The sequence below is a fragment of the Eubacterium sp. AM05-23 genome (assembly GCF_003477535.1).
Taxonomy (GTDB): Bacteria; Bacillota; Clostridia; order Eubacteriales; family Eubacteriaceae; genus Eubacterium; species Eubacterium maltosivorans.
Genome location: NZ_QUDF01000016.1, coordinates 57,940 through 70,178, shown reverse-complemented (window position 1 = coordinate 70,178; position 12,239 = coordinate 57,940). Strand labels below are relative to the sequence as shown.

Sequence of the window (12,239 nt, the reverse complement as noted above, 5' to 3'; positions counted from 1 at the left end):
CTACGATCATACAATCAGCTTATATAACACGCTTATGGCTGTAATTTGCGACGCTCTCTTTCCTTCTTTACGAGGATCGCCCCCACTGTGCCGAAAATGACCGTCATACCTGCCATTCCCAGCCAGAAGAAGCCGTTTCCGGCAGTTTCAGGCATTACAAGGGTCTGGTTATTCTCAATGGTGATGATAATATCCTTATAATAGTTTTTCCCATCTTTGGTGTAAAACAGACTTTTCCCATTTCCGATCTGCCCGCTGGCTGTTTCATATGCCAGTTTGACCAAAACAGGTTCTGCCAGAAGGTTATAGCCTTCCTGAGTAGATATCTCTGTTATGCGGTATTCCTGATCCAACGCCAGGTTTGTAAAAGCAGCCCTGCCGTCCTGATCTGTCAAGATTCCTGGTGCGTTATTCTCATCAATATTTCCCTGATTGTCCTCGATCACCGCTGTATTTCCACAGACATGATTGTCAATATCAAGCCACTCGCCATTTTTATTTTTATATTCCAGTCTAAAGGCGACGCCTGCTAACGGCTTTCGCTTGTTGTCCTTTTTCTCCAAAATAATGGAACCGCTGTTACGATTAGTCACGATGAACTCCTGTTTTAACGGCTGATCCGGCATAGTGATCGCATGCTTCCAGGTCATATCATCCATAAGCTCTTTCAGTGTGGCTGAACCGGTCTGGCTGCCCGCATCCTCTCCATACCAATAGTTATAGAGAGGTTCTCTCCAGCCTTCCCAGGCCGCCCAGCTCTCATTGGTATCTTCTTCCTGAACCCAATATTCCTGGTTCTTTTTCAGTCCATAGATTTTTGCTGTCCAGCCATCCTTAAGAGTGAAAACAGCCTTGCGATTCTGGACGGGTTTCCCATAATCTTTTAAAGTGTCCTCTGTCAGAAAATCTTCTTTTACCGCTTCAAGGCTTTTTTCTTCCTCTAACACCCCATTTTCATTAAAAATACGGCAACTGTAAGTGGTTTCAGTCTGGCCTTTAGTCATCAAGACAAGGTTAAAGGATGTGTTATGGTCTGCACTCAATACACCGTCCTCTATATCACCTCCATTTTTGCTGACGATCTTTTTTACCACAAGCTCGGTAAGTTGATTTTTAAAGCACAACGGATTATCTTCTGTTCCCTGCTGCGCCGTCACTTCTTTGAAATAATTTTGCCCCTCTTTCTCAGCGTCTGAAACTTCATAGCTGTCATCTGTATATTCTATAATCCGGTAAATTGTCTTACCATTTTCATCCATCTTCGAGCTGGGCATAGTTACTGGTACACTGGTCCATTTTGCCCGCCACGCATCATATTCGTAGTAAACCGCTTCTGGATCGACTGTGCCATCTAATACCACATTGGCTGCGGGTGTAAAGGCCTGCCAGCTTCCGTCAGGCTTTTGGTATTGAAGCTCAAAAGTCACTGGTTTTTCCAGGCCTTCCTGTACCCAGTTTTTCTCTGCATAAATTTCACTGGTAATCATAGTATTGGTGACCGACGTTCTATAAATATTTTCATCTGTATTAAAACTATCTTGGTAGTCTACATTATAAACAAAATTATATTTTCCAATGTGTTCATCAACAGGACCAGCCTCAGGATTTAATTCCCTTGCCCGGTATTGATACTCTTCGAGTGAATAACCGCCATCCTCGTTTTGCTTCAGGCTATGTTTTAACAGGTTGCTGATTTTCTGGCTTTTGGTCGCCTCAGAATTGTTTCCTGCAAGCGTCAGCTTACTGTCTACACCATTATATGCAAAAGGACTCCATTGATTATCTGCTTTATCTGCCTGCTCTATCTGAAAATCTAATTCCCATGCATTCGGACCATTTGGCTCCCTTGTGCCATAGATATTATCATGATCATTTTCCCAAGTTTTGATCACTTCCAAATTCACCAGATCTGTAATGTTATACATATAAGTCGTATCGCTGCCATTGGCTTTCAAATCCAGATTGATGTAGGGCTGCAAATTTGAATTTCCATTTAATCCAACCGCTCCAGCGCCATTGTTATAATAGTTTTCCAGTTTTTCTCGAGTGTCAAAAAAAGGTTTAAAGAGTGGGGCTGTATTTGCAGGTAACTCTTCTAGGATTTCTTCTGGTGTCGATTTTATTTTTGTTTCCTGCTCAAGCCAGTAGCCCATTTCAGGTGCTTTTCCATTTTTATCCAATTTCACAAATTGTGGTGTGTAGCTTTCCTGATAGATAACTTTTTTGTTTTCATCTAAGAGTTCCAGCTTTGTTTCCACTACCACGTAGCTTAAATAAACGGTCTTCTGCTTTCCTGAATCGTCTGTATAATTAATCGCCCTCGGCAGATTACTGCTCCCAAAATTGCCAAAAGAAAGGGACGCGCCTTTATTTACAGTATGCTCAGGATTGCAGAACTGTTTTTTTTCATTCTGATTTATATCCGCTTTTCCATAATGGGTCTTCATAATTTGCTCAGAATAAGGCGACGCACTTTCTTCTTCTCCTATAGGTTTCCAGTTTTCCGGCTTATACAAGTCACTTTTATGGTTCAAATTGGTTGTTCCCGCAACATAAATCTGAGCGCCCACCTTCATGGTGTAGCCTGTGCTGTTGACAACCGCATTACTTGCTGAATAACTTTCGCCCGGCGACGCAGGCACCTTTTTATTCATTAAAATCTGTATGGTCATTTTATTTATGACGTAGTCTGTACCTCCAGAAAAAACATGTTTGTCATTCCCTGTATCATAGCCTGCATAGCTGCATTTTGCCTCTTTGTCTCTTGCCTTATAGACATTGTCCGGCAGCATGTCTCCTGATTCAGTCACCTCTTTAAAAGTATAGGTCCAGGGTACACCAGTAGTGGCAAATACCTCATTGACGTTCTCAAAAGTAATCTTCCAATAGTTAAAGCCGTCAGCTGCTGCCGCACCACTTAATGAAGCATTTTCTGTTTTAGGCTTTCCCTGACTGTCGACTGTCTCGATTTTAACGAAAATATTCTCATTATTATCTCCAAAAATTTTCTTTAACATTTCTTGTTGATTAGCATCATTCTCTAAAATATCTGCCCTTACCCCCTCAGCAGAAGGTTGCTTCCATTTACCTTCTGGAATCGTCAGCTTAACTTGTCCCAGCTTTATTTCTCCAATGGCTGCTGCACCGCCGCTCTGGGCATTAGCGCTTCTGTAAATATCAAAGGTCAGTTCTTTTGGCCTCACACCGGGGATATTATTTCTGTCTTCCCAGCGTTTTATCAGGGAGAGATTTCCTTTTTCCATATTGTTAAAAGTATTTTTAAAGGTCGCCCAATCCCTGGAACTCGGATTCGCTCCTCTGTCTTCTGCCCTAAAAAGCCCTAAGATTTTCTGGCTGATACTTTCAAAGAAAGCAGCAGTACCTTCGTCTTTTTTCTGAGCAATCAACCCGGAGACAATTACTTTGTTCTCTTCTGCGATTTCTTTATAATTGTCATTATCCTTCATTTCCAATGCGCCGTTGCCACCCACCATGGTGTAGCCTCCCTGAATAATGGGACCTCCTGTGTTTTCTGTGACAATATATTTGTAATAACTGCCATTGGGCGCATAAATTTCCAGATTATCAAAGGAAGTTTCACCTTTATACTGTTTATCAAAGTTTATTTTTTCAAATTCATTCGGCTTAATGGTTTTTGTCTGGCTGAAGCCTTTTTCATTAACCCAAACCCCCTCTTTATCCAAATAAGCTCGGGTAAGGGTAAAGGAGACGGCCGGCAAATTTTGCTCTCCAGTATATTTTGTCAAATCCAGCCATTTTCGAATATTGATGCTCCCTTTGGCAGAATCATACACATTTGTAATGATGTAATTGTTTTGTTTGGGCTGTTGATAAACCAGATTATTTTCCTGCCCTTCCGTGAGACCATTTTCAGAGCTCTCTTGATAAATACCGCTCAAGTTTTCCCGAAGCACGTAGGTGTAAAGCTTTCCCACCTCGTCATATTTGGAAAGAGGTTTAGCTGTCGCATCTTCAGGAAAAACGACAAGTCCTTCGTCTATCTTACCACTGTTTATATTTTTTCCTTCATAGCCAAAAACAAACTGGTATTCGCCATTGGCGTAGTGATTTTCCCAATCACTAACCTCGAGGGTTGCAACAGCATCTTTACCCTGCGGAATCACTTCACCATCCTGTGGAATATTTTCATCATCTGCATGGTACTGGTATAAACTAAACTCTACATTCGGCAGATCTGTTTTGCTGAATCCTGCAGGGGTGTTGGACCAGATTTTTTTACCGGCAATTTTAACATCTGCGCTGATCTGGTTAACAAACAAACCGCCCTCTTTTAATGCGTAAACTTCATTTTTTTGAACCACTTCAGGGTCTAAGTCTTCTGTTAACTTTACCACCTTGTCTTGATTATCTGAGTCCACCGCAAATTCTGTCCCGATTGCTTTATAGCGGTCAATGTCTCTGAAAACATTGACATCCATCGTGGTTACTGTATTCTCAGGATATTTATATTGAACCGCGTCATAATCAAACATTTCCTTGTCAATATGAGTCTTTTCACGGGCATAATAAATGATCTCATAGCCAAGCTCATCATATTTTGGCATTTTCTCCAAAATGGTGGTTGAATAATTGGGTGTATTCTGCCCTTCAAATCTCCAAACTGTATCCTTATAAATAGATTCTATTTTTTCAACAACCTGCCCTTCTTCACTCGTCACATGAATCTGGCGGTAGAGATCAAAATAAATGTCTGGGCGTTCGCCCGCTTCGTAACGGTAAGCGTCTTTCCACTCCTTTCGGAAAAGCACATCCTTACTGCCGGATAAACGGTTGGTAACACTGTAAACCTGTGTGTCTACTGTATGATCTGTGCCCGGCACATAGCTCACCTGAGAAACACCAAAGCTGTACTCATTGTTTTCAAGCTCCAGTTCGGCCAACGGATATACCTTTGACACATCGTAACAACCATTTTCTTGGAAATCCTCAGGATCGTAGGCAACTTCGACCACCCGGTAACGCACCATTTGCCCAAACTCATTGTATTTTGGCAAATTGTAAAACGAAAGACTTTGGCTGGATTGTTCAGTGTCAATTGGTTGGATCGCTCCTGCTACCCTGCCTTCTGCGTCTGAAATTGGCATTGGTGTCCCACCTAATGTAATAATGTTTGTCTTATAGTCGATGGCCTCCGGCGCATCAACGCATTCCAGCTTCAGTCCAAGGACATAATTTTTAGAATCTGTTTCTTTTTTACCTACTGCGGATTTTACGTTCTCTAAAAGCGCTTCACGCTTTGCCTTATCATTTCCATCAATCCAGTCCTTTTCCGCTGTCATATCAATCCGTCCCAGACGGAGATTGGATACGGTGTAGAATGGAACCCCTTCGATCTCTACCAGAGAATAGCTGGCATTATAATAATGATTAGCCGCCTCAAAAAGCATATAGTCAGATTTCTCTTTGGCACTGCTATCGGCATGCTGAATCCTCCAAACCTCTTCCATGTATTCTGGCGTATATTGGGTTTGATACTGATCGTTTGGGGCGTTAAGGGTGCCGTCACCAACTGGCTTTTCACCAACCTTGGTCTCCAAAACCAGGAGATCCTCTTCTTCTACGACTGATGTCTGGATTTTTATTTCTTTCCACCAGTCATCACTCTCTGATACGACCACCGGCGCTATTTGACCATCCAATTTATCAAACTTAACAGTCCCATTCTCTTCAGTGCGTTTATAAAAAGAGAAGGTGACTGGCTCACGGTGTGAGCGGTCACTGTCGTCCAGCCAGCTTTTCCGGAGGCGAATACGATAAATTTCCCCATCGCCTGGTCCATTTTCAATGTGCAGGTGTCTGACATTATCCTCATCGATTGTTGTCTCATATTTCGTATCCCAGGCACCGCCTTGAGTTGCCTTTTCGAGAATGACATACTCATAAAGATTTCCATGGTCATCATATTTTACGAGTCCCTCATATTCCGCATACCATTCTTCGGTTTCCATTACTCGTCCTACAGGATTTCCTTCAAAGTACAAATCGGTCCATTCCGTATCAGCATTTCCATCAATGCTGAAATTTTTGCCGTCCTTTGTAGTCAGCTTCTGCTGCTCCATGGATGCGTTGGTACGGTAAAGAATCAATTCCAGCGGCTGGATATTATTAACACCCTCAAGCCATCTTTTGGTAACGCGGTATTGTGTTGTATTCTCTATGTTGTTTTCAATGACGGTCTCATAGTTTCCTTTATCGTCGCTTTCCACTTTAACATTGGAGGTGTATTTGACACTTTCTCCTTTTTGCTGCAGTGTAAATTCGCCAAGGCCGGTTGTCGCATCCCAGGCCAGCAGATTAGTCTCGCTGCCTTCCTGAAAAACACCACTTTCAATCCATCGGTATTCCAACCTCTCGCCCAGCTCATTGTATTTTGGCATATTTGCGGAAAGGCTCTGCTCCAGCATCTCCGCGATAAAACCTGAAAGCTCCCGTACCTCTTCTGTATTTTTCCAATTCTCATTGGGCCCCTGGCCTTCTCTGGCCGGCCGGGACTGCAGCGTCAGCTGAATCCTCACATCGCCAAGTTCTGTCTGAAAAGCCATAGCATTCCAGGTTTTTTGAGCCTCGGCTGTAGTATTCCCAGTTAGTATATTACTGACTGTGCCCCCATTGTAGATGCTTTTATCGTTGGCTTCCCTTCCGTCCACTCCGATTCCTTCAGGCAGGGTATCTTCTCCCGGATTTCCCAGAGCATCCACTGGATAAAAACGGCTTTCATAACAGTCAGCGCCGGAACCGGTCATACTCTCCCTTGTGAAGTACACGTAAGGGTAGCCTTCAGCGTCATATTTAGGCAGGTATCCTTCGTCTGTCTGATCTTTTTCATTTGCATAAAGCGTTTTGAAATCAAAGAAAGTCCGATCCTCTTGACTTTTTCCCTTAATCTCAACTGACGCCACGTTGTTTTCGATTTTTACCGGTGTCGCTTTTTGATAGGCTGTCGCTGGATCCTGGTTTGGTCGAACGGCATAACGCCAGAGTTCAAATTTAAGATCTGGACGCTGAGAAGGGTCATCTTGGTCATGCCATTCCTTAGTAGCGCCGTATTGTGTGTATCCCTTTAAAGTCAGGATGATTTTTCCTCCGTCATGGGCATGTTCGGCATCGGTGCCATGGTTGTATACAGGATTGTTTTCCACTGTCTCCAGAAGGTAATCCTCTCCGGGAAGACGGTCATCCCCGGGACTTACGTCTGTTACTCCCGCAGGGATATCCTCTTCCGTAACGATTACCTGGTCAATGCGGTTTGGGGACTTTCCATCTTCCCCTTTCGGCTGATCAATATAATAGTCGATCTCTGTTGCGTCCAGGTTATATTTGGGCAAATGACTGACACTAAAGGTATTTCTTCCCGGTGTATCACCGTACTGCCATGTTCCCCAGGAGCTGTGAATAGCATCTGAATTCAGGGGCAGATCTACCTTCCCTGCTTCCCTTCCTGTATCAACATAGAAATGATACTGCTGGCCGACTGCCTTATCAATGCCATATATTTGATGGTCTCCGCGCCGAACTTCGACATCAACGTGAAAATCCATGGCTTCGCTGTAATACCAACCCAGACCCAGACCACCATTGTCGGGATTTGCCCCGGGATAGCGTTCATAATCTTCCTCACTGTTAATATCTGTTGGAAAATAGTATTCATCCAGGTCCGTTATTCCGACTGTTCCTTCCGGCGCTTCCCTGGTCTGTTCTGCTCTCGGCACAAGATCCCATCTGATATCCTCGGCCATATAAGTAATCCTTTTACCTGTCTCATCCGGATCTTTCATTTCAAAGGACAGCTGCGACGGCAGGTTTGCAACACTAAAGTGCCATGTACCAGTACCGCCTCCCTCCGCAAGGGTGACATCATTATTAATGTCCACGAGCTCCCGAAGAGGGATCTGCAAATCTTTTTGAACGGTTGCTGTTTCATCTCCCTCTAAGGCATCTGTTCGTTTAAAAACCACCGTGGCCTTGGCGGTTACCCCTTCACCCGAAGTCTGAGGATCATTCGGAGCCAACCATTTTTTCACTTCATCCAGTTTATCCGGGCGAATATCTTTGGCGTTATTGTTGTCAATCCAGAAAATGTTCTGTTCAAATTTCTCAGAAGACTGTCCTTCAATCTGATAAGACACTCCATCGGCTGTAAAGTCTCCCAGGCTGGTACTCGAAGCCAGAATCGTCGCTGGGACTGCTGTTTTTTCAAGGATAATGCTGCCCGAAATATCTGTGGCCTTTTCTATGGATTGGGCCGTCTCGGTAAAGGTAAGAAGTATCTTTTTTCCGTCAGAGACCCATGAAGCAACCGGGAGCTGTTCTGCCTCACCGCTTCCCAAAACCAGCTGGTCCTCCTCCGTAGCTGCAACAGTGTAGCCGGAATTTTCCAATTCGCAGACCGCCGTATCACCCGCCATCACTGCTGTGGAGGGTGCGTCATTTAAAAACCCAAAACGCAGTTCATTCCCTTCTGATATTTCAAAGGAAAAATCCTCCCCCCGTTTCGACCAGTCCAGGGCTTTTTGGGCTGGCAGCTTAACAATGACTGTTCCCGGTATTTTTTCATCTGCGCCCCGAACTTCTTTTCTGAACATTTCACCCATTCCAGTCTCATAAGCCTGACGTGTCGATTCATCCCAAAGATCCCATGTTATTTCCCGGGGCTCGTGGGACAAGGCTTTCCGATCATATTGCGCTTTCAGTACAATTCTTCCAAAAAAGGCATGTCTTTCTTTGGATTTAAGATTTTCGTCAAATACTACCTGAATCTTTCCATCTTTGATGGTATAGTCCCCAATCTTCTCATCGCTTAATGCGGCTGTTTCCATTCCTTTTTCAGAAATATCTCCGGCATAGACAGGCATAGCGGTTTTCTGATCCGCAATTTTAAGCCCTTCTTTAGGCGCTTCCAGTGTAAAACTCTCTGCTTCTTTCTGGCTCTCAAGAGAGAAATCCAAGCTTAATTCGGTTGTTAATCTTTCCGCTGAATCCTTCTGACCAGATAAAACACAGTCCAATTTTCTCACAATCGGCTGCTCTGCTGAATTTTTATCCATCATATCAGTACTGGTCCCCGTATTTGCGTAAACGGTCACGGTGCTTCCCAGAATCAAAAGAATGCTGAGCGCAAGATAGATCGTTCTGCAAATCATTCTACCTTCAATTAAACACTTCATCCTCTTCCTCCTAAAAATTTGAATCTCTTTCAGTATCTCATCTATATATAATCAGCCCGGCTCATATCAGCCATACAATAAAAAACTATAACTTTTTATTTAATTCCTCTCAGGCTTTCTCTGGCAGCAAGGATTATAGGTTTGTTGCTATGACTGATACTACGCTGAATCATACCTCGCTCTATTTTTTTATTTGCTGATCATCTTATATCCTTATAGTCCAAGAAAAAAGAAAGTAAAATTTTACCATCAAATTTAAATTTGATGGTAACCCGGCACTTTTCTCAATGTTTTATTTTAATCATCACATATGAAAGTGCTTTTTTGTAACAAACCTCAAACATCTTATCTCCTTTTAATCCAAGTTTCTCAGGGTTAAAAAATTAGCCATCAGACCAAAATCTAATGGTTATGTATTCGCAGACTTTTAATAGTCTGCGAGTGCTTCTTAAATTACATTAGACTCCAGCCCGATGACGAACAATCTGACCAGAGCCATGACCAAAGAGAAAATAAGAAAAATTTAAAGTAAAGATAAACAATGCCCTTATTTCCTACGTTTTCAAAGTATTTTTGACCAGATTTTGACAAAGTCCGTATTCATCAAAAAAAATATCTGTATTATTCATATAAAAGCTATAAAACAGAAATTATGCTTTTAAATAAATATATTTAAGAAAAATAAAAAATATAGACATTGCAGTTTAGAATGTGTTATAATTAGCTTAATAAATAGCATATAATGAAACAATATATAGATTTTATAAATTTTTATTCGCAGACTATTAAAAGTCTACGAATGCTTCTGTTGTTCAAACAAATGTTTTATTATTAATAAAACTGATCACAGTACCTTGAATTTTATCCTTCTTGACCTATAGAAAGGAAAATAAAACTGTCATTACGATATTATGAACACAAAATAATTGTCTGCCTCCGTTTGATCTTTATTCCAATACAGGTGCTTCTCTGTTTTATCAAAAAAACAAAACCCCTCAAAAGCACGATATAGCGCTTTTGAGGGGTTTTGTTATTTATTCCCACTCAATTGTTGATGGCGGCTTGCTTGTGATGTCGTACACAATACGGTTCACGTGGGGAACCTCATTGACGATACGGGTGGAGATGGACTCCAGCACATCGAAAGGGATTCTTGCCCAGTCGGAGGTCATGCCGTCAACGGAGGTGACAGCTCTCAGACCAACAGTGTAATCGTAGGTTCGTTCATCACCCATGACACCGACGCTGCGGTTACCTGGGAGAACGGCAAAATATTGCCAGATTTCTTCATCCAGACCGGCCTTTGCAATTTCATCGCGGAAGACAAAATCAGCTTCGCGCAGCAGGTCAAGCTTTTCTTTAGTAACTTCGCCCATAACGCGGATGGCCAAACCCGGGCCCGGGAAAGGCTGGCGCCAAACTAAGTCATGGTCGAGTCCGAGTTCTTCGCCAAGCTCGCGGACTTCGTCCTTGAAAAGGTTGCGGAGAGGCTCGATAAGCTCAAAATCCACATCCTCTGGCAGGCCGCCGACATTGTGGTGGCTCTTGATCACCGCGGCATTTTTGGTGCCGCTTTCAATAACATCTGGGTAAATGGTGCCTTGGAGAAGATAGTCAATATTCTTAAGCTTGCTGGATTCTTCTTCAAAAACGCGGATAAACTCTTCGCCGATGATCTTCCGTTTGCATTCAGGATCATCTGCACCAGCCAGCTTATCGAGGAAGCGATCCTCGCAGTTTACGCGGATAAAATTCATTTTAAAACGGTTTTTAAAGATCTCCTCAACCTGATCGCCTTCATCTTTACGCAGCAGGCCGTGGTCAACAAAGATACAGGTCAGCTGGTCGCCGATAGCACGATGTACCAGGGTGGAGGCGACGGAGGAATCCACGCCGCCGCTCAGGGCACAGAGCACTTTTTTATCTCCGACCTGTTCACGAATCGCTTTTGTCTGCTCTTCGATAAAATTTTCCATGGTCCATAAGCCCTGGCAGCCGCAGATATCATAAATGAAGTTGCGAAGGAGTTCTTTTCCATATTGGCTGTGCTCTACCTCTGGATGAAACTGTACAGCATACATTTTTCCATCTGTATTTTCCATGGCGGCTACCGGACAGGTCTCCGTGGTGGCTGTAATCTCAAAACCGTCAGGCACCTGGGCGATATAATTTGTATGACTCATCCAGACAATGGAGTCGTTCTTAACATCCTTGAACAGCAGGCTGTCCTTTTTTCCGATTTTCACAGCCTTTTTGCCATATTCTCGAATCTCGGCCGAGTCAGTACTGCCCTCCAGCTGCTGGGCCATAAGCTGGGCGCCATAGCAGATTCCCAACACGGGAATCCCCAATGTATAAATATCTGGGTTACACTTTGGAGCGCCCTCTTCGTGGACACTGGAAGGACCTCCTGTAAAGATGATCCCCTTTGGATTGATTTCTTTAATTCTTTCAATGGATACATCGTAGGGTACCACTTCAGAATAAACGCTTGCTTCACGCACCCGTCGGGCGATGAGCTGGTTATACTGGGCACCAAAATCGATGATCAGAATTGTTTCTCTCTCTGCCATTTTTCCTCCTTGATGAGTTAATGTATATAGTTTATCTGTTAATCGCGCTTTGTCAAGCCCTTTTCAGACAGTATTTTCTGGTAATCGTCAATCAATTGTAATAATTTCTGCGCCGAAGGGCATCAGTGCCAGCTTCATAAATTTAAAATGCTGAAGGCCAAAGGGAATGCCCACAATGGTGATGCAGTAGACAAGGCCAAAGGCCAGTGACGCCAGCGCCAGCTCCCAGCCAAAAAAGATAATCCAGAGGATATTCACCAGAAAAGAGCCTGTACCCATTCCGCTGAAATCAATGTCCCGCCCAAAGGGCCAGAGCACAAAGCTCGCAAATTTAAAGGCCTGAAGGCCGAGGGGTATGCCAATGATGGTCACGCAGCAGATCAAACCTGAAATAGCCCATCCAAGGGCACAGATCAGGCCGCCAAACAGAAACCAGATGATGTTTCCCAGTGTTCTCATA

3 protein-coding genes are annotated in these 12,239 nt (G+C 43.4%); all 3 read right to left on the bottom strand.

Translation table 11 applies throughout. From position 1 onward, the window contains the following. Window positions 1-32: 32 nt before the first annotated feature. Window positions 33-9,206, bottom strand: a complete 9,174-nt coding sequence (locus DW091_RS18065; RefSeq protein WP_118518888.1) for a prealbumin-like fold domain-containing protein — start codon at window positions 9,204-9,206, stop codon at window positions 33-35. 1,034 nt (window positions 9,207-10,240) lie between these two features. Further along, complete coding sequence (gene guaA, locus DW091_RS18060) at window positions 10,241-11,779, bottom strand: glutamine-hydrolyzing GMP synthase (protein WP_058693678.1); 1,539 nt, start codon at window positions 11,777-11,779, stop codon at window positions 10,241-10,243. A gap of 87 nt (window positions 11,780-11,866) precedes the next feature. Further along, on the bottom strand, window positions 11,867-12,238 hold the full coding sequence (locus DW091_RS18055; RefSeq protein ID WP_118518887.1) for a YccF domain-containing protein: 372 nt from the start codon (window positions 12,236-12,238) through the stop codon (window positions 11,867-11,869). Window position 12,239: the final 1 nt, after the last annotated feature.